Annotated in this window: 15 protein-coding genes; 7 read left to right on the forward strand and 8 right to left on the reverse strand. The window is 60.8% G+C overall.

Annotation, left to right across the window (positions count from 1 at the left end):
- Positions 1 to 24: 24 nt before the first annotated feature.
- From FYJ85_RS09175 to FYJ85_RS09195, 5 genes are all read right to left on the reverse strand, one after another.
- Positions 25 to 3066, reverse strand: coding sequence for a DOMON domain-containing protein (locus FYJ85_RS09175; RefSeq protein ID WP_154418074.1), 3042 nt, complete (start codon positions 3064 to 3066; stop codon positions 25 to 27).
- Between the two features lie 90 nt (positions 3067 to 3156).
- Positions 3157 to 3885, reverse strand: coding sequence for a prepilin-type N-terminal cleavage/methylation domain-containing protein (locus FYJ85_RS09180; protein ID WP_154418076.1), 729 nt, complete (start codon positions 3883 to 3885; stop codon positions 3157 to 3159).
- A gap of 330 nt (positions 3886 to 4215) precedes the next feature.
- The gene (locus FYJ85_RS09185) at positions 4216 to 5229 is read right to left on the reverse strand and encodes a LacI family DNA-binding transcriptional regulator (protein WP_154418078.1); all 1014 of its coding nucleotides are present in this window, start codon (positions 5227 to 5229) and stop codon (positions 4216 to 4218) included.
- Between the two features lie 258 nt (positions 5230 to 5487).
- On the reverse strand, positions 5488 to 5823 hold the full coding sequence (locus tag FYJ85_RS09190; protein WP_154418080.1) for a hypothetical protein: 336 nt from the start codon (positions 5821 to 5823) through the stop codon (positions 5488 to 5490).
- A 2-nt stretch (positions 5824 to 5825) separates the two neighbouring features.
- Entirely contained in the window at positions 5826 to 7796 is a 1971-nt protein-coding gene (locus FYJ85_RS09195) for a polysaccharide lyase family 8 super-sandwich domain-containing protein (RefSeq protein ID WP_154418082.1), read from the reverse strand.
- 194 nt (positions 7797 to 7990) lie between these two features.
- Between FYJ85_RS09195 and FYJ85_RS09200 the strand changes: the two genes are divergently transcribed.
- A complete protein-coding gene (locus FYJ85_RS09200; protein WP_154418084.1) occupies positions 7991 to 8293 on the forward strand; it encodes a hypothetical protein in 303 nt (100 codons plus the stop codon).
- A gap of 45 nt (positions 8294 to 8338) precedes the next feature.
- On the opposite strand, the gene FYJ85_RS09205 is transcribed toward FYJ85_RS09200, so the two are convergent.
- Both FYJ85_RS09205 and FYJ85_RS09210 read right to left on the reverse strand, forming a co-directional pair.
- Positions 8339 to 10078 carry a nitroreductase family protein gene (locus FYJ85_RS09205; protein ID WP_206213067.1) on the reverse strand — a complete coding sequence of 580 codons (1740 nt, stop codon included), beginning with the start codon at positions 10076 to 10078 and terminating at the stop codon, positions 8339 to 8341.
- 136 nt (positions 10079 to 10214) lie between these two features.
- Positions 10215 to 16988 (reverse strand): Ig-like domain repeat protein, encoded by a 6774-nt coding sequence (locus FYJ85_RS09210; RefSeq protein WP_154418088.1) that lies wholly within the window; start codon positions 16986 to 16988, stop codon positions 10215 to 10217.
- Between the two features lie 317 nt (positions 16989 to 17305).
- Here FYJ85_RS09210 and argB point away from each other — a divergent pair, with 317 nt between their 5' ends.
- The 3 genes from argB to aroC are packed head-to-tail and all read left to right on the forward strand — an operon-like array spanning position 17306 to position 19804.
- Positions 17306 to 18193 (forward strand): acetylglutamate kinase, encoded by an 888-nt coding sequence (gene argB, locus FYJ85_RS09215; protein WP_106054201.1) that lies wholly within the window; start codon positions 17306 to 17308, stop codon positions 18191 to 18193.
- Between the two features lies 1 nt (position 18194).
- A complete protein-coding gene (locus FYJ85_RS09220) occupies positions 18195 to 18752 on the forward strand; it encodes a shikimate kinase (protein WP_154418090.1) in 558 nt (185 codons plus the stop codon).
- Positions 18749 to 19804, forward strand: coding sequence for a chorismate synthase (gene aroC / locus FYJ85_RS09225; protein WP_106054199.1), 1056 nt, complete (start codon positions 18749 to 18751; stop codon positions 19802 to 19804). The genes FYJ85_RS09220 and aroC overlap by 4 nt, the downstream gene beginning before the upstream one ends.
- Here aroC and FYJ85_RS09230 read toward each other — a convergent pair.
- Positions 19764 to 20669, reverse strand: coding sequence for a helix-turn-helix domain-containing protein (locus FYJ85_RS09230; RefSeq protein ID WP_106054198.1), 906 nt, complete (start codon positions 20667 to 20669; stop codon positions 19764 to 19766). The genes aroC and FYJ85_RS09230 overlap by 41 nt on opposite strands.
- 224 nt (positions 20670 to 20893) lie before the next feature.
- Here FYJ85_RS09230 and FYJ85_RS09235 point away from each other — a divergent pair, with 224 nt between their 5' ends.
- Genes FYJ85_RS09235 through FYJ85_RS09245 form a run of 3 tightly spaced genes read left to right on the forward strand, consistent with a single transcriptional unit; the run spans position 20894 to position 24801 of the window.
- Complete coding sequence (locus FYJ85_RS09235; RefSeq protein ID WP_154418092.1) at positions 20894 to 22057, forward strand: sialidase family protein; 1164 nt, start codon at positions 20894 to 20896, stop codon at positions 22055 to 22057.
- On the forward strand, positions 22054 to 22719 hold the full coding sequence (locus FYJ85_RS09240; protein WP_206213068.1) for a type II secretion system protein: 666 nt from the start codon (positions 22054 to 22056) through the stop codon (positions 22717 to 22719). The genes FYJ85_RS09235 and FYJ85_RS09240 overlap by 4 nt, the downstream gene beginning before the upstream one ends.
- 21 nt (positions 22720 to 22740) lie before the next feature.
- Complete coding sequence (locus FYJ85_RS09245) at positions 22741 to 24801, forward strand: hypothetical protein (RefSeq protein ID WP_154418094.1); 2061 nt, start codon at positions 22741 to 22743, stop codon at positions 24799 to 24801.
- Positions 24802 to 24811: the final 10 nt, after the last annotated feature.

Raw genomic sequence — 24811 nt, forward strand, 5'->3', positions numbered from 1 at the left:
GCATTTCCTCTCCGGCCTGCCGGACTATTCGAGTTCGATCAGGTTGAACAGCCGATCGCTCTTGCCGTCCGCAATGCCGCTCCCCCAGGACAGGTATCCGTCGCGGCCGCGGCCGGAGTCGCTGTTGACCAGCACCGCCGAACCGATCTTCGAACCGGGCTTCAATACAAGGCCGAGCTCCTTCGCATCGAACCGGAGCTCATAGAACGAACCGGCTCCGTCGTGCCGGAAATCCAGCGCGGAAGCGCCGAGCAGGCCGGCCGGCGATCCGATATGGCGGAAGAGCGCGTTGCCGGAGCGGCAGTTCGCCGCCGTGATTTCGTTCCAGCGCGGGTTGGCTGCGGGCGGCATGCCGTCCGCACCGCGCTGCTGGAGGGTCAGCTGGACAGAGTCGCCGCGCCACGCCTCTTCCGCCCCGTGGCTGTTGTGATGCGACGGGTCGTCAACCTTCACCTGCATGATCAATTCTCCAGGCGTGTAGAACACACGCAGCTTTGCCCCGATGTTCGGCGACATCGCGCCGCCCGGCCAGGTCGTCCAGCGCTGCTGGCCGCCGAAGTCGAGCCAGCCGCCCTCATCCCCCATCGCAGAAGCCGGGCGCGCCTTCACCGTCTCCACCCGGTAAGGCCGAACCGAAAAGGCGATCGGGGTCGCCATCCCGCCCCGGTCCTTGAGTACGACCGTGCGGAACTGCTTCGGCGTCTCCGCCGGGTCGATTGAGATGCGGAATCCGACTACCGCGCTCCCGCGCCGCGGCACGGCCGTCTCTTCCGGCGCGGCCAGCAGCTTCGCTCCCTCCGGCAGCTCGATTCCGGGCCGGAATACGATCTCCTCCCCGCTGAAGTTATTGATTTTCACCTTGAATTCCATCTCGCCGGATCTCACATAAAAGCCGTACGTGTTGACCAGAAAACCGCTGATATCGCCAACCGGCTGCAGCACGAGCGGCTTTGCGGCACGCGGAACCGGCTTGTACTCTTTCGCCATGCGATAAAGCTTCATCGCGCCGGTTCCGGCATCGACGAACCTGCTTCGCGCCGTCTTCGGCAAATATACATAGGCGATTCCGTCGCCGAGCGGAATCTGCGAACCGCGCACCTCAAACGGCCGTCCGTCCGCGCCGGCGGCGCGCAGCACGGGCAGACCGGCCGGCAGCGCAAGCGATGTACGGCGGTTCTCCCCCACGCCGCAGTAGAGAACGGCGACCAGGTCGCCGGAACCCTCGAAAACACGGGCGCGGACCGCCTCGGTTCCCTTCAGGTCCCCGATATAACCGCGATGCGCCAGAACGCGCGCCAGGTGTCCGTAAGCGGCCATCGACCGCATCGGCGTATACTTGTCGTCCATCATGCCGAAGTTGTTCTGCCGTTCGTCATAATACTTGTACTCGAATGCGAAGAAGCGTTCCAGTCCGAGCGCGCGCAGTTCGACCGCCTTGCCGGTGATCTCGGCGGCGCTGTTGATGTCGCCGGACACGGAGGAACGGTAGCCGCCGCGCGGCCACGGCTTGCCGCATTCGGTAATCCAGAGCGGAATGCCGGGCCGGTAGCCGTACTTCGCTTCAACGGCGCGCAGCGCGGCGACCTCCTGCTCCATGGCGGGCGTGTCGGCATAGGAGTGATAGCTGATGACGTCGGAGTCGTCCAGCAGGCCGTTGCGGACATAGGTATCGTAAAAGCCGGTATTCGGCCGCGTGTTCGCAAATACGCCGCCGACCACCAGCCGGTTCAGCCCGCGTTCGGAAAAGGCGCGCGAAACCGCTTTGGTGAAGGCCGTGACGTATGCTGCCGGGAAGTGGTTGCCGAAGCCGATATCCGGCTCGTTCCAGACCTCGAGAGCATCGACCGTGTCGCTCCAGTAGCCGACGATCGTCGCCAGGCCGCGACCGGCCGCAAGCAGGTCCTCCGGATAGAGGTTCGCATGCGGTCCGACCGAATCACGATGACGCGGGTCGGCGCCGCTCCAGGCCGGGGCGTCATGAAACGTATCGAGCGTTTTAATCCCCTCTTCCGCCGCAAGGCGGCGATAGAGGCCGAAACGGCCGCCGAAATCGAATCCCTCCGCCTGCGGCTCGATCCCTTTCCAGCTGAGCCGGTCGCGGTTCCAGACGATGCCGTTATCCTTCAGAATGCGCAGATAACTGCGGATGCCGGCTTCGTCGCCGGGTTTGCCGCCCCAGCTGAACGAGCCGTCCACAGCGAAATATTCGTCTGCTTTCGCCGGAGGCGCATCGTCAACCGCCACGCCGATGCGAATTTTCAATTCAGGATAGGCCAGCTCGTAAAATCCGCGTCCCGGCGGCGGCGGGGCCAGCAGCAGACCGGCAGCCTCGTCGTAACGGGCATTGCCGGTCAGGCACTCGCCGCCGGAGTAATCGTAATAGACGAAACCGGAGTCTCCGGGAACCCGCTTCGTCCGGAAGGAAACCCGGACTGCGACCGGCGTCTCATCGCCGGGGCGGCGAAACAGCGACTCCGGCGACGGAACACTCCATGAGAGCGCATAAATGCGCGGATCGGAGGTATCGACCGAGATGCCGGAAAACTCGACCGCCCCCTGCTTCGCTCCCAGATCCCCCCTGTGAACAACCAGCGCATAACCGGTGACCGGCCCCGTGAACCTGCCGTCATTCGGACCGCCCCAGTGGTGTTCGGGGGAACCCTTCGCCGCGACCGAGAAGCTGCGCGGTTCGCCATCCTTCGCCGCGACCTTGAAAAAATGCTGGTGGGTCTGGCCGCTCGAATCGAAGAAACGCACAGCCACATTGCCGGCAACGCCCTTCACCGTGAAATTCAGTTTCCCGATCTCGACCGGAACCGGCAGCTTTCGCTGAACTGCGACATAACTGCCGCCGCCGCGGAAGTCGGCATTCATCAGGAGCCTGCCGTCCTTGATTTCGAATGAACCTTTCGCACCCGGATATTCCGGGCCGCAGGAGAAGCTCCACTCGCCGCCGTCGAGCGGATCGGCCACCCGGGCTTCGGCCATCGCCGCTTCTCCCCGGGCCGGCGAAAGCAGCCCCGTGAACAGAAGAGCGGCACAGAGAACGCAGGAATGAATTTTCATGAATACCTCACATTATGCTGGATAAAACAGATGCCGGCCGCCTGCCCGTCGCCGAAGCGGGACGGCGGCAGATCAATACAGATGGAGAACCTACTCTTTCCCGCCTGCCGAGTTGTAGGAAACCGTCACCGCGGAACCCGTGGCACGCAGTCCGCTCTTATCGAGGGAGACACAGTGCCCGTCATAGAAGAGGACATTGCCGCGCCCGGCATGCCGCCGCATGAAACCGATCTCCTGCGACTCCTTGTAAGCGGAAGGAGTGAAATACCAGGCGCCGTTCTGGTAAGCAGTGTTGTAGGTATCGCCGTAGGAGATGGTGTCGGAGGGATGATTCAACCGGCCGATCTTGTAAAACCGCATATCATTGCGGCCATCATGCCTGACGAGGAAATTCCGGCCGATATAGTCGCCTTTGCCGACGCCGTTGCCCATATCCCGGTTGCCGGTATAATCGGCGTCATAATTGTATTCCGCCATGCCGGAGATGCCGAAGCAGGCGGTATAGAGCATTTTTTTTGCGTCGGACGGACACTGCGCCGTCTCCCATGCCGCATAGCGGGTGGCATCCTTGTCGCTCAGGATGCGCTGCGTCCAGGCCCTGAAACTGCCGCCCTCGTTATCCTGAAAAACCAGAAAGTCGTCGTTGTCATCGACATAGAGCCGGAATGCCATTCCCATCTGCTTCATGTTGTTCATGCACGCGGAGCTGCGCGCCTTTTCCCGCGCCTGATTCAATGCGGGCAGCAGCATCGAAGCCAGGATCGCGATGATCGCAATAACGACCAGCAGTTCAATCAGCGTAAAACCTTTTCTTTGCATGATTTCCTCCGTCCGATAATAGTTAATAAGTGAAGCGGAGGCGAATTCATTGCCGCCCGGCAAAAAAGCGCGGCAGGAGGAAAACGCTGCACGATGACATACCCGCCGCATGAGCGTAAGAAATGGGGCGCAGAGAAAAGATATTCCCCCACGAAGCTCCGGGCAAAACATGCAGACGTTGCGGACAGAACGCGGCCGGAATACAGCCGCCGCCGGAGACCGGAAGAGAGGCCGGCAACTCCAGTGCAGGCGATAATCGGCTGAACAGAAATGGATTACGTAAATGGCACCAGGTGTCGCTTACATAACATACTAACTATTATAAGACTCTTATTCTTCCCCGGCGACAACCAGGCCGGGGCGGACGAGCAGGTCGGCGGCACAGGCGGACGGATTCTCGATCCGCCAGAGCAAGCCGTCGACGGCACGCGATGCAATCTCCTGAATATGCAGATCGACCTCCGGGACGGGGGGATTGAACCCTTTCAGCAGAAAAGTGTTGTCGCAGGAGATGATTTCGAGTTCGCCCGGGCGGCGGACCAGGCCGAGAAAGTCGAGCGTCAGACAGATCCGGTAGGCGAGCAAATCGTTGAATGCGAAGATGCCGAGACGGTTCCCGAACCGGTCGAGCAACGCTTTGAAGCGCCCGGTCACACTGCCGGAGCTTTCCGCATAATCGCAGCGCAGCTCCGTCACCGGAATCCTCTCCGTTTTCATGCGGTTGCGAAATCCCTGGAGCCGCGGGTTCGTCTCGGGGCGGAACGACATCGGCTCCCCGTAAACCAGCAGAGTCTGCGCAAATCCGCGACCGATCAGATATTCCGCCGCCAGCTCCCCCGCCTGAAGATCGTTGGCTTTATATAGGTCCCACGGCCCGATGCCGAGCTCTTCATTCATGACCGACGCATGGGGATGACCGGCAAACAGGCGGCACTGTTCCGGTTTGCAGGAGTAGTCCGAAAGAATCCCCCGGCAGTCGTCCAGCAGCGCCGGTTCCGCCTCAAGCCGTTCGAACGGAACCACCTCAAAGGGAACCTTCCGCTCATTCAGCCGCTGAAGAACGCTGCTGCGGATCAAAGCCGCCACCGGGTCGCTGTCGCTGAAATAGCTGCCCTTCACCACCGCAATCCTGCCCTGAAGCGTTCCGGCGGCGGAGCTGCCGCGACGCTGCGGATAGCGCCGGGTGCGGAATCCGTGTTCCGCCGCAATCCGGGCCACCCTGCTCCGGAGTTCTTTCGATACCTGCGGCGAACCACGCAACGCAAGGGAGACCGCAACCGTGCTGATACCAAGCTGTTCGGCGATATCCGCCATTTTCATCGCCGGTGAAGCTTTCCCCGCCATTTTGCGCGGCCCTTTCCGATTTCGTTTTGTTTCACAAATATAATTATACCAGAAAATCTCCGTTTTGTCAACCGTTTTTTGAAAAAACTTTATATTTTCTTTCAATTTTAATATTTAAAGTAAACATATATTTTTAAAGCTAAAAGCCGCCTCAGCAGGAGCCGGACGGACATCAGGCGGAAATGTTGGGGACTCAGTGGCGGCAAAACCGCGAATTCCGCCGGAACGCGGGTATTCGGCTTCTCGGCCCGTTCCGCGTCAAAGGATGATGCGCACAATGCAGAGGAAAAAGACAAACAAGGCGGCAGCTTCCGCCGACACTGCCGCTGCCAGCAGAATCCGGCAGGCCGAAACGCTGCCGCGCCGGTCGAGAATCAGCCAGGCGGCCACCCAGGCCACCGTGAAAAAAATCATGATCCCGGAATAGCCGCCGTTAACCGCCAGACGGGTCAGAAGCGGCAGCAGACGGAACATGTCACCCCATCCTCGCCGGAGGAACGCCTCTCCGAGACTGCCGAACAGGAAGGCGACGAACCAGGCGGTCAGAAAAAAGACCGCGACCTTTGCAATGCCGGTGTTGCCGTCTTCCGCCATGATCACCGCTCGGCCGGAACGGATACCGTACGGCCGGCCTCCGCTCCCTGCGGAAACGGAAGCCGGTACTTCCGGCCGGCCAGCACGACGTCGAGAATCTTCCGCTTCCGGCCGGGATCGGCGGCATAAATCCGGCCGTTCCGCAGCATCACGAGGGCAGGCTGCTTCGCCTCAAGCACCGTACCGTCCGGCAGAGTGACCGTTCCCGCTTCATGGAAGGCGGCCATGACCGCGTCTTTTCCGGCGACGGCATGAATCGACTCCGAACCGGTTTCCAGCAGCTTCGCGGAACACTCCGCCGCCTGCGGCAGATAGACGACCTGATAGGCGTAGAATGCGTTCTCCGGCTTCCGGCCGTGATTGATGGCGCACGTAAAAATCCGTCCCCTGACCGGGGCATCCGACAGCGCTTCCGTGACCCGTTTCCAGTTGCCGGTCCGCTCCTCGCTCCCGGCGCTCAGCTTGCCGTCGGTTTTCAGAATCCGGTAGAGAAAGGCCCCGTTGGCGACCTCGGTCCCCTCCAAGTCGCCGAACCGGTGAACGGCCACCTCCTCATCGGTGCGCATCTGCGCAATCGTCGTGACAACCGGAGCATCGACGCCGCTCCGGATATCGCTGCCGACCGCGATCATCCCGGGCCCGAAGAAGAAGAAACTCTTCTTCGCCGCGACCTCCCCGTTATCGAAATCCATCGCGCAGAAGCCGATTTCATCGTCGGAGAGGCCGCCGACCCAGCCGCACTTGTTCCGGAGTCCCGGATTTTTGCAGACAAGCGGAGAATCGTCCTGCACGGAGGTGACGCCCGGAATCTGCCGCCACTCCCAGAGGGCGCCGATATCGACCAGCTCGCCGCGGCCGCTCATAAACATGGTCGCGCCATGCCCGGCCAGGCGGCCGAGCAGATTCTCGGAATTGACCGTTTCACTCGGAACCGTGCGGCTTGAACTCATTTTGACCGACCAGTAACAATCGCCGCCGTTGCGCTGTACATAGAAGTCGCTGTCCGGAAAATACCGGCTGCCGGAGAATCGGAAATCATTCTCCGTCACCCGATGCCGGACGCCGAGCACCCGGTTCAGCCGGGCCGCCGTTCCGGTCACCGAACGGTACTTGGCCCGCACCTGTCCGCCGTTGATCTGCCGCCCGCAGGCGCTGAAATCCATCTGCCGGTCGAACAGGACCCAGCGCAGACCATGATGATAGTACGAAGTCAGGATCTCTGCCTTCTCCTCCGGCAGCGCAAACCGGGTTCCGTGCAGAATAGCGAGCCATTTCGTCATCTCGCTGAAATAGGCGAGCCCGTAATTGCCGAACTGAAGCTGCGGACCGTGCTGGTGAAAGCTCCAGTCCGGCTGGATGCCCTCCATGCCCGGCGCGGCGACGTGAAGCTCTGCGGAAACGGCATCCGCCCCCTCCCGGACCCATTCCGGCTGTTCAAAAATCGCCCCTTTCAGAAGCTGGATGCCGGCCAGCCAGACCCGGTTCTGCGCCGTCATGCCGGGTTCGGAACGGTCGAGAATCGGTCTCAGCTCCGCAAGCACCTCCGAAGGAAGCCCGTCCCCCAGCAGCAGAATCGCGGAACAGAGCTCCATCGGAGTTCCGATGCTCTGATGCCACCAGTTCGGACTCGTGCAATCCCGGGCCGCCCAGAAGCCGAGGGCTTTCACCGCCGCGTCGCGCAGTTTTGCGTCGGCGGCGCCTTTCTCCCTGCCGCGCCGGTACTCCGCGGCAAGCACGACCGCACGGCTCAGGTGACGGCGCGGCGCCCAGTGGCCGCGGTTCCGGTCGGCGTAATTCACATCCCGCCAGGAACCGTCCGGCTGCTGCGTTTCCAGCGCCCGCCGCGCTTCCGACGCAGTGCCGCTGCCGGAAAACCAGGCGGCGGCCTGTTCGCGTATTTTTCGTAAATCGGCATCGGCGGCAAAGAGATTCGTCAGAAGAACCATGATCAGCATCACTCCGAATAATCGCATTGGTCACTTTTCCTTTCCATTGATAAAATAACCTGCGGAACATACTGCGTCAATCCGTCTGCCGCCGGCCGGAACAAGAAAAAACGAGAAATATTTACAAAACCAATATAATATTAAATTCCGAATTATCGTTATATCCGGTGTAGTCCGATCGGATACGGAACCAGACAACCATTCAAACAGGAGCAACCGATATGAACAAGAGCTTGAAAGTCATGCTGCTGGCGGGAGTGCTTGCCGCCGGGGCGTTCGGGGCCGAAGCACGGGACCGGGGACCGGGCGACGGCGTACAGATCACCCGGGCCATCGTCGGCGGAATCGTGCAGGTGTTGAGCCCGCGCCCATGCCGGCCGATGCCGCCGCCTCCGCCTCCGAACTGGTGCCCTCCACCGCCGCCGCGCCATCATTGCCGCCGGCCGCGGTTCGACCGCCCGCCGCGACCGGCCGTCATTGAGCGGACGGTCATCATCGAACGGCCGCACGGCGGTCGCCGCTGAGGGCGCAAGCCGATCGGGATGCGGAAGATACGTCTTCCGCATCCCTCACTTCACCGGATACGGCAGGCCCCACTGCTGCAGGAAAATCCGTTCCGGCCTGTATTTGTCCTTCGGCTTCTCCACGCCGGTCGGCCGGCCGACCGAAACGATGCTGAACGGGATGATATCGTCCGGCAAACCGAGTACCGAAGCGACTCCGGCGGAACGCTCCCTGTACGGAAAAACACCGAGCCAGACCGCGCCGAGGCCGGTTCCTTCGGCCGCCAGCAGAATGTTTTCGGTCGCAGCCGAGCAATCCTGCACCCACATTTCACGCGCCTCGCCGGTGCGGAACTGCGACGAAACACCGCAGACCACAACCGCGCCGGGCGCACTCTTCAGCATCTTCCCGTACGGCATGACCTCAGCCAGCGCATCGAGCTTCGCCCGGTCGGTCACGATGATGAACGCCCACGGCTGTGCATTCGCTCCGGTCGGCGCCGCAAATCCGGCGCGGACGAGCGTTTCGAGCTCCGGCAGCGTCACCGGCTCCTTCGTGTATGCACGGACGCTTTTGCGGGAGTGGATGACCTCCAGCACATCCGGCCGCCGTTCCGGTTCCACGGGAGTGCCGCCGCCGGAAGCCGCCGCCCCTCCGGGACGGATCAATGCCAGCGCCAGCAGCAACAGCAGCGCCAGAATCACAACTCGTTCGAAATTCATTTTGGTACCTCCATCCAACGGTTTGGGTTTCAAATCTGTGCGGCAGAAAAAATCGAGCAGCGCGCCGCAGGAGCAGAACCAGCGGCACCAGAGCCGCGGCCGAAAAAGGGAGAGCGCGACCAGCAGGAACGCCGAAAGAATCATCCACCACGACGCACCGGGCGCGAACGCCGGAAACGGCTCATAGGGCAGAAACGGGATACCGCAGACCAACGCAAGAACAGTCGCTCCGAGCACAATCCGGCGCAGGCGGGAACCGAACCGGAACGACCCCGGCCGCTGCGGCACACCGACGGCACGACCGAGCTTCGCGGTCAGTTCCTGCGCACAGCCGAACGGACAGACGCCGGAACAGTAAAAATTTTTCCCGCGCGCCAGCGCCAGCAGAATCACCGCCGAAAACAGCAGCAGCGGAACCGAAAGGGTCCAATGCGGCGAGCTCCGGACCCACCCCGCAACCTGGGCCAGCGACAGCCCGCCATGCGCCAGGAAACCGAGCAGAAACAGATTGGCCGTCAGCTGAATCTGCCGGTAACGGCCGCGCAGCGGCCGGAAAAACCAGTAAAGATTGCCGAGCAGCAGCAGAATCACCGCCGCATCGGTCCGGTTCCAGCGAATGGAAGGACGAACCGGCGGCGGCAGGGCGGCAGCTTCGGCCAGCCGCTCCCGGATCGTCTCCTGTGCGGCGCGCGACGAAAAGGTTGCGCCGGTCACGACATCGATCGGCAGCGCCGCCGCTTCGGCGGGGGTCAGATTCCGGTATCGGTCAAATACGCCGGAGGCGAGGACCTGCCGCCAGTATTCCGGGTCCTCCGCATTCGGGGGGAACTCGATCCGGTCGATTTTTCCGGACGCGGAGTCGAGAACGATCCGGGCCGGCACCGGGCCGCCGAAACCGGCGATCCGGTCATACTTCGGGCTCGTCGACAAAATATTCGGGGAAGTCTCCGGCGCCGGTGCGGCAATTTCCGCATTGCGCAAGTTTCGAGCATACCAGAAAACGGCCAGCACCAATACGGCGAAAACCAAATTTCCGCAACGCCTTCCCGGCGGCGACAGCAATATGGATCGGATCTTCTTCAACCTCACTCCTCCCGGATATAACCTACCCGCCCCATCGTATTTTTCAACTCCGTCATCCGCTTTTCCGCGGAATTTTCCGGGCATGAAAAAACCCTCCGGACGGAAATCCGCCGGAGGGTTGACAGCATCACGCCTGTTACGCGAGCTTCGAGATCGCCAGGTCGTAGCCGGTCCAATGCTTTTTCTCGTTTGCGATTTCAACCGAAACCGCATACTTCGTATTGGCTTCCAGAATGTCGACCGAGGTCAAGGCGTCGTCCAGCTTGATCTTCTTGCCGGTGGCCATGTCGTACAGGTTGATCTTCACATCCTTACCGAACCGCAGGTCCTTGTTGTAGTAATTCAGATCGAGATCGACCTTCGAGGCCGAGTCAAGCTCAAATGCGAAGAAGTCCTTCGCATCGCCGTAGCCGACCCACTCGTTCGACAGCGCCGCCGTGCCGGTGGCGGAGTCGAAGTTGACGGTCCGCGCCGCAGCAAGCTCGTTGTTGCCGGTATCGCCCTTCGGGAAATACTCATTGACCGCAACACTGATGGAGTAGTCGCTGTTCTGCTTGCCCTTGCCCTTGTCGCCGGACTCCACGACCAGATAGGTCTGCCCGGTCAGCAGCTCCTTGTCGAAGAACAGCATATCCGATCCCTTGACGCTCCAGGTCTTGATCTTCTTCTGATTCGCATCATAGAGACTGACCTTGAGTTTTTTGTCCGGATCGACGCCGTTGATCGAGATCGAGAAGCTGCCCGGACCGGTCGCCATGAGCTTGTAGTAGTCATAGCCGTCCTGATAGCCGACCCAGCCCGAAATACTCGTATTGACCGTGGTGGAGAGTTTGATCTCCTCCGCCTCGGCAAAGCTGTTGTTCGCCACGGTCTCGGTCGGGAAGTACTTGTCGTTGATCGTGATATCGTAGTAGCTGTTCTGCTTGCCCTTGCCTTTGTCGCCGGACTCCACCGACAGGTACGCAGCGCCCGGAACCAGCAGCTTCTCAAACGCCGTCTTGTCGCTGGAGACCGTCACGCTCTTGAGCTTCTTGCCCTGCTCGTCGTAGAGCGTCACCTTCAGCTTGGCCGTGACATTGCTCAGCGTCACCGTCATCTCGCCGGGGCCGCTCGCGCCGAGATAGTAGTAATCGACCGCGTCGCCGTAGCCGACCCAATCGGAAACCTTCGCGCTGCCGGAAGAGAGATCAACCCGGTTGTTCCGGTAGGCCTCTTCGAAGCTGTTGTTCGCCACGGTCTCGGTCGGGAAGTACTGGTCGCTGATCGAGATATCGTAGTAGCTGTTCTGCTTGCCCTTGCCTTTGTCGCCGGACTCCACCGACAGATACGCAGCGCCCGGAACCAGCAGGTTTTCGAACACCGCCTTGTCGCCGGAGACCGTCACGCTCTTGAGCTTCTTGCCCTGCTCGTTGTAGAGCGTCACCTTCAGCTTGGCCGTGACATTGCTCAGCGAAACCGTCATCGAACCGGCTGCCGCCGCGTCGATGTAATAGAAGTCAACCGCGTCGCCGAAGCCGACCCAGCCATTCCGGAAGCTGCCGCTGCCCTTTCCATCGAGCGTGATCGTCGCCTGCTTCGCCGTCTCGAAGCTGTCGTTGCCGGTTTTGGCCGGGAACAACTGCTGATCCGCCGAAATTTCGTATTTCGCCGACGTTTTCTTATCGGCGGAAACGACTTCGATGTAGTAATCGCGTCCCGCAGCGACGTCGCACAGCAGCAGCGGCAGATCCTGCGATCCCGGCTTGACCGTGTAACTCTTGAGCTTCTTCAGGTCCGAATTGTAAATCGTAACCTTGACGCCGGAATTTTTCCCGCCGAGATTCAGCACGTTCCTGATGCTGATCGCCAGCTGGGCGGCTCCGTCCAGCGTGACTTTGAAGACGTCCTTCACATCCGTCCCGCCGACACTCTGCTTTTCCGAGGTGCCCCAGGCCAGCTGCGTGGCGGTGTTGAAGTCGTTCCCCGCGTCGGCGGATGCATCGACATACACGTACTTCTCGCTGCTCGAACCGGAAAGGTTCCCCGCCTTGTCGTAGGCCTGGATCGAGAACCAGTAATCACCGTCTTCCTGATTATACAGCGTGACGTTGGTCGCCTTCGGGTCCGAAATGTAATGATACTGCGTGGTGTACCCGGTCCCGACCGCCTTGCGGATCGTGATGATGTAACCGGCCACGCCCATCGCATCGTACGGAACCGACCACGAGAAGCTGATATCCTTCGACGCCTCCGCCGAAGTGACGGTGAAATCCCGGATGATGGCCGGAGCCGTCATATCCACGATGAAACTGCTGCCCTTCGTCCATTCGCTGGTGTTGCCGACATAGTCCACAGCGCGGACGCTCCAGGAATACTCGCCGTCGTCCTTGATGGTCAGAACCGTCGAAACATCCACGGCGGAGACCCGCACCGTCATCGCTTTGCCGCCCTTCGCCGTATAACGGATTTCATACCACTCCACACCGAAGAGGTCATACGAAGCCGACCAGCCGAGTTCCACCTGGTTGCCCTTCACCGTAATCGTGGACGTCGACTCGATGTTGGTCGGAATCGTCACGTCACGGATATAAGAGGTCATCTGGTCACCGATGAAGTAGAAACCTTCGCCCTGCGTCCAGAGGCCGGTCCGGTTGCCCATCGAGTCCATGGCCTGCACGCGCCAGTAGACTTCCTTGTTCTGGGCCAGACTGCCGACGCCGAAGCCGTTCGTGCTGTCCAGCCGCAGCGTCTGCTCGCTGGTGACGAACTCGTAAGTCCGGTCGCCGGTGAACTTGGCGTTGTTCGACACCTGAACGACATACTGCACGCCGCTGCTGTTGTCCGTGAAATTCCCCGGGAAGGAGAATTCGACCCAGACATCGGTCACCGTCTCGACAACGGTAGTCTCACCCGACTCGGACGGCGGGCTGCCGAAGCCCGGAATCCGGCCTCCGGTGGAACTTTCCGTCGAAGTCGTGTAGGTCACCTCGCCGTGGAAGGTCGGAATTCCGGTGAACGACCCCTGCGGAGCAGTCGTGTCGATCAGGAATTCGCCGCCGTTGACCGTGGTGCTGTTGCCGGCCTTATCGTAGACGGTGACATCCCACGAGTAGGAGCCGTCTTCCAGATCCCTCAGCTGCATCCCCTTGCCGACCGTGAGGGTCAGGCTGGTCTGGTTCGCCCCCGCTTCGTAAGTATGCAGTTTCCCCTGCTTGTCGGTGAAGGAGATGACATACTTCTCGACACCCGAATTCGGACGCGTCGTGGAGTTGTCCAGAGCAGTCGACCAGTTGAATACCAGCGTATTGGTCTTGCTCGCCAGATCATATTCATTCTCTGCCTTGATCGCCGTCGCATCGGTGAATTCCGGCGCGACATTGTCGCCGAGCCACGTCCCGGTGACGGTCGTGGATTTGTTGCCCGCCACGTCGAACGCATTGAGCTGATACTCCCAGTCGCCGTTGGCGAGCCTTCCGCTCCAGCTCAGATCGTCCGTCACGCTGATGACGACCTTGGTCCAGTCGCCCTCGCTGCCGGCAAGCCGGTACTGAAGCTCGTAGCGAAGCAGCCCCGAACCGCCCTGCTCCTCTTCCGCCGCCTTCCAGTTGACGGTGACGGTCAGCACGGTGTCCTCGTTGCTGCCGCCGGCCCACGAAGACGAGACAGTGACGTCAGCCGCGCGCAAAGCCGGCGCGGCATTATCGCCGACCCACTTGCCCTTCAACGCTTCCGACTCGTTGCCGACATAGTCGACAGCCCGCAGCTCCCACTCATAGGTGCCGTTTTCGAGCAGGGAATATCCGGCCCAGGGATTTTCCTTGATCCACTGCGCGAGATTGAACGAATAGCTCGTCTTGCTCTGGTCCGTCACCGGAATATCGATCGACTTCCACTCGGTCTCGCCCTCTTTGCGGAAGCGGATCGTATAACGGCTCACGCCGGAACGGTCGTCGATCGCGCTTTCCCAGGTCAGGGTCGGATTCATGGTATGAGTATCGGTGATGTCCGCCGGCCTTACCCAGGCAACGCCTTCCGAAACGGCCTCCTCTCCATTCAGGAACCACGGCGCGGTGGTGTCGTCGTCATAGACCTTGAAGATCTGTCCATCCACCCAGTTCTCATCCGAGAGGATCCAGTTGCCGTTCGAGTCAACCTGATCAACCGCCTGAACCTGCCAGTAGAAGTATTCCAGGTTGTTGAGGCCGGTGACCAGCAACGTCGGGCTGGTGACGAACTTCTCCATATAGGCGACGTTATCCCAATCGATCGTGCCGCTCTGATATTCCTTCTTCTGGAAATAACGGACCACATACCCCTTGAGCCCTTCGGAATACTCTTCACCCGGCTCCCAGTTCAGCCGGCTGACGGCCGACTGCGAGGAGGTGCCGAGTTCGAAATCCGGATTCTGCACCTTGTCGTAAACATAGGTGTGATCGACCATGGCAACGTCCTTACCGTCACTCCAGACGCTGGTCCGGTCGCCGCTGCCGATGTTCTGACGGACACGCCATTCGACCGTCTGCCCGGCTTCGATGTTCGAGAGCGTGATGCTGTTCTTGTTCCCGCTCACATACTGGACAATGGTCTTGCCGGACGAATTGCCGCCGATGATCCGGTACTCGACCTCATAGCTGCCCTGGCCGCCGGTGGTGCTCCAGCCCAGAGTCACGGTTCCGGCATCCTTGTCGAACGTCTGGGTGAGCCCGCCGAGCTGCGACAGCACGCTCGTATCCGGCGGAAGCTCCTCGACAGTGAAGACGACCTCGTTATTGCTGTTGATGTCGCAATAGATGCGGAAACCGTCCTGCTCGTAGGAACCGCCTTTCGCATCGATGCGGCCGGAAATTCCCTGATACTTGAAGTTGATGATACGCGAATCCCAACCCTTCATGTCGCCGGAATAGAGCTTGAATTCGCGCTTGCCGTTGCTCAGATCGACGTTGTTCAAGTTGACGGTGAAGTGCACGGACGAGTCGAGGTTGACGTTGCTGACCAGAATCGCCTGATCTTCCAGGCCGCTGACTACTCCCACGCCGTCCATCGCAAAATCGTTCAGCATGAACTCGACGTTATTCGTACCGAATCTGGCATTCAGATCTCCCTCCACACGGGCATTGCTGTCGATCACAGTCGAATTCTGACCGTTGTAAAGCTGAATCGCCCCAACAACATACGCCCCGGCCGCAATTTCCACCCGGTCATCCGTATTGTAGCGGGTAATACCGACATCTCCGGAATGGTATCTTCCGGCAAACACGGCATACTGGTCCGAAATCACATTGCCGGAAATACGGATATTCATATCCTCGCCGGTACTGCCCATGATGCCGACTGAACGGGCTCCGTTCGATCCGTAACGCGAAACCGTGATATCACCGGTGATGTCGAAACTGCCGTCATTACCGTTCTCGAACGATTTCATAGCCAGCAACCCGACCCCGACCGCGAGGTAACGGTTATTGGTCACCGTAATGGTACCGTCAAAAGCCGCCGCCGTAATTGTATCAGCCCGTACACCGCAAATATAATCGTCACTGTTGGAGCAGTTGAGATTATCCAGAACATGAACGTTGATATCACTCCGCAGATAACCGTTTGTAACGGTGATCGAAGTCGCATACATGCCATAGACGTTACTGTCGACAACAGAATCCTGCATTGGATTATCCGGAGCGTTAACCTTCAGCGTGATAGCTCCATCGAAATTGCTGTTTGCAGTGATGCTGCCGGAAGCCCGGATCCCATACAAATTGTAGGAGTTTCCTCTCCACGTATGGCTGTTGCCGCCGAATTCGCCGACTGCGATATCGGAAATCACACCGTCGAGATGTCCCAGGAATTTGCCGTTGAACGTCACGTTCGTTCCGTCAATGGCGACTGACGTGATATCATTGCCGGTCACGGAAGATGAAGAACCGTCGCCGCCAACCGAAGTCGCGACAAACCGAACTCCGTCCACCTCGGTATGAATCGAGGGTGTTCCGGCCTCCGCTGCCGCAAATTCATTGAAGACGATATCGGTGCCTTTGATGCCGATGGAGTTGATTTTATTGTTGTTGACCGACGCATTTTTTGCGACATTTGCATCCTTGACGCTGGAGGCCGGGTCCGTTCCCGCCAGATAATTATTGACCAGATTCGTCCCGTTGGCCTGGGAATGGATGTTGCCGCTGAAAACACCGGCAATGGAGACCGCACCGTCGGACCAGATGCCATAAGCGCCCACCACATTCCCGTTCATGGCGGCAGTATTGTAGTTCTTGGCCTTGAAATTGTCGTTGTCCGAAACCAGGCTGCCGGTGAAATTATTGTCGATCTTCATACTGCCGACCCGGAAAGCCGCAGCATTCGCGGTGTTGTTCGAACACGAATCGACGTACGGCGACGGCGGATTGTTGGTATGGTCGCCGAAGGGGATCATGGTCAACTGGCTCGAGGTCTTGAAAACGGCGCTCATATCGCTGACGACCGTCATCGCCCCGGTGCTGCGAACGCCGAAAGAGCTCACATCCTGCGACCCGGGAATGATCGAATTGTTGAATTTTCCCCAACTCGTATCGAGTGTAGTAGCAACGTTCGACGTTATAATGGCCTGAGTCTGCGGGGCAATCTCATCCACCCGGCCGAGCTTGCCGGCACCGGTCACCGGCGAAAAGTCAAACTCGCCGGCACCCTCGAAATAAACCGTCGAAGTGGCTCCCTGGATGTTATGTCCATCTACGCGCAGATTGTAGTCCTGACCATCATTAACGACACCCCCGTTAGCCGTATTGCCCAGCGTCACCCGGCTGCCGTCACGCATATGAATCGGTGTATAATACGGTTTCGGATCATTGGCTGTATAATAGCCGTTACCATTCCCGGCATAACTGTAATACCAGCTCGCACCATAATCGTAATCCGACGCATCGAGGAAAACGAGATTTCCCACCGCCTCAATCCAACCGGAAGATGGACTCGTGATTAATTCATTCAACATTTTTCTTTTCTGCCTTCAATGGTTAAAAGAGATTGTTTGATTTTTTGATACAGTTATACTTATCCAACAGTAATAATAGCATGGTGAGATTGTTTTTCAACCGTTTTCCCGATAAAAAAAACTTTTTTTCCAAAAAAAACGGAAAGCGGGACGATTTTTTCTCTAACTCGTGTCAATATCCCCGTTTACATCATTGACAGAAGCTCCGGAACAAGCTATATTATCCGACGATTTCATTTACAAGTTCTTAGCAAGAGGATCGAAGAAACATGAAAGAACTGATCGGCAAGGCGGACGTGCTCATCGAAGCGCTGCCTTACATCCAGAAATTCCGCAACTCGATCATGGTGGTCAAGTTCGGCGGCAGCGCCATGGAAGATCCCGGCCTCGTCGAAAGCACCATGCGCGACGTCGTCCTGCTCGAAGCGATCGGCATCCGCCCCATCGTCGTCCACGGCGGCGGCAAGGCCATCTCCGCCGAACTCCGGAAGCAGGACATCCCGGTCCGCTTCGTCAACGGACTGCGCTACACCTGCGAAAAAACCATCAAAATCGTCGACGACGTGCTCCACAACCAGGTCAACGCCGCGCTGGTCCGGCTCGGCAACGAAAACGGCGGCAAGATGATCGGGCTCTCCGGCAAGGGAATCCTGCACGCCGTGCGCACGAAGTCCGTCGACCCGGTGACCTGCGAACGGCAGGACGTCGGTTTCGTCGGCGAAATCTCCGCTGTCAATGTCGCTCCGATCATGGAGGCGCTTGAGGCCGGGCTGACCCCGGTGGTCACGCCGCTCGGCGTCGGCATCGACGGGCAGGTCTACAACATCAACGCCGATATCGCGGCGTGCAAGATCGCCGAGGCGATCCACGCGCGCAAGCTCGTCTTCCTCTCCGACGTGCCGGGAGTGCTCGCCGACTGCGAGAATCCCGATTCGGTCATCCCGACCATCCGCACCGACGAGATCGACGGGCTCGTGCTGCGCAAGGTCCTCTCCGGCGGCATGCTGCCGAAGATCAAGAGCTGCGTCGAAGCGCTGAACTCCGGCATCAACAAGGTCCACCTCATCGACGGCCGGATCAACCATACGCTGCTGCTCGAAATTTTCACGGACCACGGCGTCGGCACCCAGATCGTGCGCCCCGACTCGGTCATGTAAAATGGTCCCGGCACGCTCGGTCGTCCTCGCCGGCATCAAGCACTGCGGCAAAACCACGCTGGGCCGGCTGCTGGCCCGGCGCTGGGGAGTGCCGTTCCTCGACACCGATGCGGAACTCGAGGCGGAATTCGCGGTGCGGCACAAACGCTCCGCCGGTTTCCGCGACATCTACCGCGAACTCGGGGAAGAGGGGTTCCGGCGTCTCGAAGCGGAAGTCATCGATGCACTGGCCGATGGCGGAAGCGTGCGCGTCATCGCGCTCGGCGGCGGAGTCGTGGCGAATCCGTTTCTCTCACCGGATGCATTGCGGAAGCTCGGGTTCGGCGTCTGGCTCGATCTGAAGCTGGAAATCGCCTATCCCCGCATCCTGCGCCGCGGCCTGCCGCCCTTCCTCGCCGGCAGCGCGGACCCGGAGGCCGAATTCCGCCGGATCTGCCGCGAACGCGAACCGAAGTTCCGGGCATTCGCCGAGCTCCCCTTCGGCATCGAAACGGAGGAGCCGGCCGAAACCGTCGCGGAAAGACTCGCATCAGCCATAGAAAAGGAATACAGCAAATGAGCGGAAACACCTTCGGACACCTGTTCCGGGTCACCACCTTCGGAGAATCGCACGGCCCCGGACTCGGCGTCATCATCGACGGCGTTCCGGCGGGACTCAGGCTCGACCCGGAACAGATTCAGCACGACCTCGACCGCCGCCGCCCGGGGCAGTCGAAAGTCAGCACAATGCGGAAAGAGGCCGACGAAGTCGAAATCCTCTCCGGAGTCATGGACGGCGTCACGACCGGAACCGCGCTGGCCATGCTGATCCGCAACACCGACCAGCGCAGCCGCGACTACGGCAACCTGGCAACCTGTTTCCGCCCCGGCCACGCCGATTACGGCTATTTCAAGAAATACGGAATCCGCGACTACCGCGGCGGCGGACGCTCTTCCGGACGCGAGACCGCCATGCGCGTCGCCGCCGGCAGCGTGGCCAAACAGCTGCTGGCCCATTACGGCGTCACCATCCAGGCCTACACCCTCCGGCTCGGCGGAGTCGATGCGGCGAAGGTCGACCTCGCGGCGGTCGAATCGAACATCGTGCGTTCGGCCGACCCCGACGCCGCCGAAGCGATGATCGCGGCCATCCGCGCCGCACAGGCTGAAATGGACAGCGTCGGCGGCATCATCGAATGCCGGGCGGACGGCGTGCCGGCCGGACTCGGCGAACCGGTGTTCGACAAACTCGACGCCCTCATCGCGCACGCCGTGCTCTCGATCGGCGGCATCAAGGGGATCGAATTCGGCTCCGGCTTCGCGGCGGCCGACCTGCGCGGCAGCGTCAACAACGATCCGATCACGCCGGACGGCTTCACAAGCAACCATGCCGGAGGCATCATCGGCGGGATTTCGAACGGAAACACGATCCTCTTCCGCGCCGCGATGAAGCCGACCAGCTCCATTGCGAAGGAGCAGAAAACCATCGACGAAGCCGGCAGCGCCGTCACGATCAGCGTTCACGGCCGCCACGACCCGTGTCTCGTGCCGCGCGCGGTGCCTGTGGTCGAGGCGATGACCGCGCTCGTCCTCATCGACGCGCTCCTGCAGAACCGCTGCGCCCGGCTGTAAAGACCGATCCGCTTTTTTTCGGGCAGCAGCTCTGCTCGAAATTACGGTGCGCCCGGCGATACTCGAGCGGCGTTTCGCGGCAGAAACGCTGAAACGCCGGAAAGAAGCCGCTCAGGGAGCCGAAGCCGCACTGGTAGGCGATCTCCGTGATCGTCAGGTCGCTGCCGGTCAGAAGCCGCGCGGCGTAATCGATTCTGGCGCGGTTCACGGCTTCGCTCGGCGTCATGCCCGCAAAACGGCGCAGCTCGCGCGCGACATGTTCGGGAGTGCGCCCGGCGAGCAGTGCGAGCGCGCGGCTGCCGAGTTTCAAGTGTTCGGGGTTCCGTTCGAGTTCGGCGGCGGCCTCCTGCAGCCAGGGCGGACAGCTCCGGTACGGATTCATGCGCATCGCGGCGAGTTCTCCGATCAGGTTCATCAGAAAACGATCGAGCGCGAGCCGGGAATCCGGACAATTCCGCAGCCCGGCCGCACCGCGTTCGAGCCATTCAAACAGCGACTCCGACAGCGGAATCATGATCGGCTGCCGGTTGTCCCCGCCGAAATAGTAACGGAACTCTTCGTAACGGGCAATCAGCCCGGCGATGATGTTGGCCGGAAAGGCAAGGTTGCAGAACTGCAGCGGCTTCCGGCTGACGGCGGTCAGACGGTGGCGGTCGCGCGGGCGGATCCAGACGAGGTCGCCGTGCCGGAGCCGGGTCCGCTCGCCGTTGACTTCGTGCACGCCTTCGCCGGAAAGCACCCAGAAAATCTCATGAAAATCGTGCTCGTGCTCCTCAATCTCCCCGCCGTTCGGCAACTGGTGCCTGAACAGCTTCATAATGGAGGAGGAACGGAAGCAGAGCTCCTCCCAGTGCAGAACGTTCATCGCAGAATGCTCCTTCCATATCGCGCATAACCGGCCCGCACCGGCGCCGCCGCTTATTTTTCGCACAGTCAACAGAATATAGACGCCGGAGCCGCAAAATGCAAATTCCCCAAAATATCAAAATAATGGAATAATATGCGGTTATTCAGGAAGCTTTTCCGGAGCGTCCGGGGTATACTATTGAGTGACGTGAAAATCAGAATACGAAGAAAGGACAATCATTCATGGACGATGCCGACCGTCTGAACTCCCCCCTGCTTCCGCCGCGTTTCCTGCCGGGCGCGCCGGATGAGCCGTTCCGCTTTCAGGGCATCCCCGGCATCGAAGCCACCCGGGGCGGGAACCGGTTCGCCGTCTGGTACGGCGGCGGCGACGGCGAAGGACCGCAGAATTTTCTGATGCTGGCGCGCCGGAACCCGAAAAATCCCAATGAATGGCCGATTGTGCTGCGCGTCGTCCACCCGGGACGCGAAATCCGCTGCTTCGACGCCGCACTCTGGCTGGACCCGGCCGGAAAGCTGCGGCTGTTCTGGAGCCAGTCCCGCTGCCGGGAGACCGGCAAGGATGTCTCCGACGGGGTCAACGGCGTCTGGCAGAGCGTCTGCGCGGAGCCCGACGCACCGGTTCCGAACTGGACGCGGCCGGAACGGCTCTGCGACGGAATCATGCTGAACAAGCCCTGTATCGCTTCGGATGGAAGCTGGCTGCTGCCGGTTTCCGTCTGGGGGGACGGCATCGGCGGCGGAAAACTGCCGGAATCGCTGCGCGACGTCTCCGGAGCAAATCTCTTCGTCTCGACGGACGGCGGACAAAGCTTCCGGCGCCGCGGGCTCGCCCGGGTCGAAGAAGGGCGGCTCTTCGATGAACATCTCTTCGTCGAACGCCGCGACGGATCGCTCCTGATGCTGATCCGGACCCTGTACGGCATCGCGGAGAGCCGCTCGACGGACGGCGGACAAAGCTGGACCCCGCCGCAGCGGTCGCGCCTGCGCGGACCGGGGTCGCGCTTCGCGCTGCGCCGGTTGAAGTCCGGTTCGCTGCTGCTGATCAACCATCAGTGTGGGGTGCCCTTCAGCCCGGTCCGCGAAAAGCTGACGGCGTACCTCTCGGATGATGACGGCGAAAGCTGGACGGCCGGAATGATGATCGACCCGCGCACCGGCGTCTCCTATCCGGATTTCACGGAAGAGAGCAACGGCGCCATTCTCTGCGTCTACGACCGCGACCGGTACGGAGACGGCGAGATCCTGCTGGCGGAATTCACCCCGGACGATGTCCGGAAAGGCGTGCTGCCCCGCCCGCCGCAAACCATCAGCGCACTGCGGAACCGAACCGGTGAAAATACGGAAATCCCGACAACGGGCGAACAAATAAAGGAGTTGGCATGATGAAAAAATTTACCCTGATCGAACTGCTCGTCGTAATTGCGATCATCGCGATTCTGGCCTCGATGCTGCTGCCTGCGCTGAACCAGGCCCGCGACCGGGCAAAGGCGATCAGCTGCAAGTCGAATCTGAAGCAAATCGGAACCACGATCCAGATGTACGCCGACGACAACGGCAACCGCCTGCCCGAAACAACGCAGGCGAGCCGGTCGTGGGAACACTGGCTGCTGAAAGGCGGCTATGTCCAGGAGGCCGACAATGTGAAGCTGCTGCGCTGCCCGAAGGACACGATCGTCCGGACCGCAAAGGAGTTTTCGCCGAAAAGCTATCGCTGCAACGGCTATCTCTGGTCCGACGCGGCCGCCTCCTGCCTGCGCGGAGCGGTCAGTCAGGTCCGCAACACGCCGTCGAAGCTGATTTCGCTCGCCTGCCAGCCGGATGCGCAGCTGCAGTGTTTCCGGAACAGCAAATCCATCGAATTCGGCTTCTCGATCGCCGCCGGCGACACCGACGGGCAGTGGACGCACGGAACGTTCGGTACCTATCTCTTTCTGGGCGGCAACGTCGACAACATCGCGTTCCGGATCGATGACGACCTGAATCTCGGCGGCTCAAAGGTGCTCTGGACCCGCCACTGGAACGCGAAAGACCAGTCAACCCTCTGATCAAGGAGAAAGAACCGCTTTATGAATGCAGCACAGTTGATTCTACCGGCGCTCTGCGCCGCCGCACTCTCCCTCGGAGCCGCAATGCCCCGAATCACGGTCGATGCCGCAAAACCGGTCGGACCGGTCAATCCGCTGGCATTCGGCGCGAATATCGAAGCAGCCGACGACCGCGGCATCTTCGACCGCCCGTTTTCCGCACCGATCAATCCGCACGGCGTGGCGCAGGGAGAGGGGACCTGGGACCCGGCGGCGAACCGGCCGCACCCCGGCATCGTCCGCAAATTGCGGGAGATGCGCATCGGCATGCTGCGCTACCCCGGCGGCTGCCTCGCTCACAACTACAACTGGAAGCAGGCGGTCGGCCCGCTGTCCGAACGCAAAGACTGGAAATTCGGCATCGACGAATACATCCGGCTCTGCCGGGAGCTAGACGCCGAACCGATCATCACGATGACCGACTACGCGCTGCCCGCGGAGGAGCTGCCGAAGCATATGGCGGAACTCGTCGAGTATCTGAACGCCCCGGCGGTTCCGGAGCATCCGTGGGCGATGAAACGGGCGGCATGGGGGAATCCGGAACCATACCGCGTCCGCTACTTCGAGCTCGGCAACGAGAGCAATCACGGCAGCCACAACCTCGTTCCGCGCCGCCATTATACGCCGGAGGAATACGCGGCCTACTTCCGTTCCTGCGCCGCGGCCATGCGCAAAATCGATCCGGCCGTGCAGCTCGGAATCGTCATGGAACCCGGAACCGGAGAGCTGCACGATTCGCCGTGGAACCGCACCGTGCTCGAAAAAGCCGGCAGGGCCGCCGATTTCATCGTGGTTCACTTCTACGCGCCGCGCATCGCGGATCAGACGCCGCAGGAGGCGCTGGCCGCCGTTCTCGCCTACGGCGATCAGGTCGAACTGCGGCTGAAGAACTACCGCGACCTCGCCCGCACCCTGACCGGCCGCGAGCTGCCGCTGGCGATGACGGAGTTCAACATCGGTTCGACCGGGAACAAACCGTATCCGTGGCGTTTCAGCTATCTGGCCGGATTGATGAACGCCGACCTGCAGCGCATCTGGCTGCGGCCGGAGAACGGAATGCTGTGCGCAAACTACTGGCAGGTCATCAACGGTTACTGGGGCAGCTTCGTCAGCAACGACAAGGGAGAGATCACCCTGCGCCGCGCGCCGGTCTCCTTCATCGAAACCTGGGGAAAATACACCGGCAGCGAACTCGTCGAAACCGGCCTGGAGAACATTCCGCGCCGGGAGGCGGCGGCAGTGCCCGGACTCGCCATTTCGCGCGGGGAGCGCATGCAATCTCCGGAAGCCGCCGGGGAAGCGGAACCGGGAGCCGTCTCCGGCAAAGGGTTCCCGGAAGGTATTTCCATCACGGCGAACGGTGCCGGAGAGATCAAGATCCGTTTCGACAACTTCGACGGCAGGAGCGCCTACCCGGAATTCGCCGAACTGCCGCGTCCGGAACATATCCCGCAGGGGGATGCATTCAGCTATCTCATCTCCTTCGACGCGAAATACACGCCGGATCGTCCGGGCGAACGCCCGTCCGGCGCGGTCGGCCTCGGCATGGTCGACAGCCGCGGCTGGGAGAAGACCGCTTCGGCGGTGTCGGTCCCCGGCATTCAGGCCGCAACGGAGTGGAAACACTTTACAGGCAAGTACCAGGTGCTGCCGGACACACCGGGATCGAAAGTGCTGCTGCGCGTGGAAGGCGTCTCCGCACCGCTCGCCGGAACGGCCGAGATCCGCAATTTGAAATTCGCGGTGGAAACCCAGCCGGTGTTCCCCGCCTACCGGACGCTGACCGCGCTTGCCAGCCGCAGCGCCGACGGCGAAACCCTCTATCTCGTGGTGTTCAACAAAGACCCGGAGAACGCCCTGAAGGCGGAACTGAAACTCAAGAACTTCGATGCGTTTTCCGGTTCCGGCGTCGTCCTGACCGGGGAGTCTCCCGAAACCGCCGCGGACACCAGACCGCGCCCGGTCACCGTAACGCCTGTCTCCGGCAGCTTCGTCCACGAATTCCCGGCGGCCTCGATGACCGCGCTGGAATTCAGGCGGTAACACCGTACAT

Source organism: Victivallis lenta (genome assembly GCF_009695545.1).
GTDB classification, from domain to species: Bacteria; Verrucomicrobiota; Lentisphaeria; order Victivallales; family Victivallaceae; genus Victivallis; species Victivallis lenta.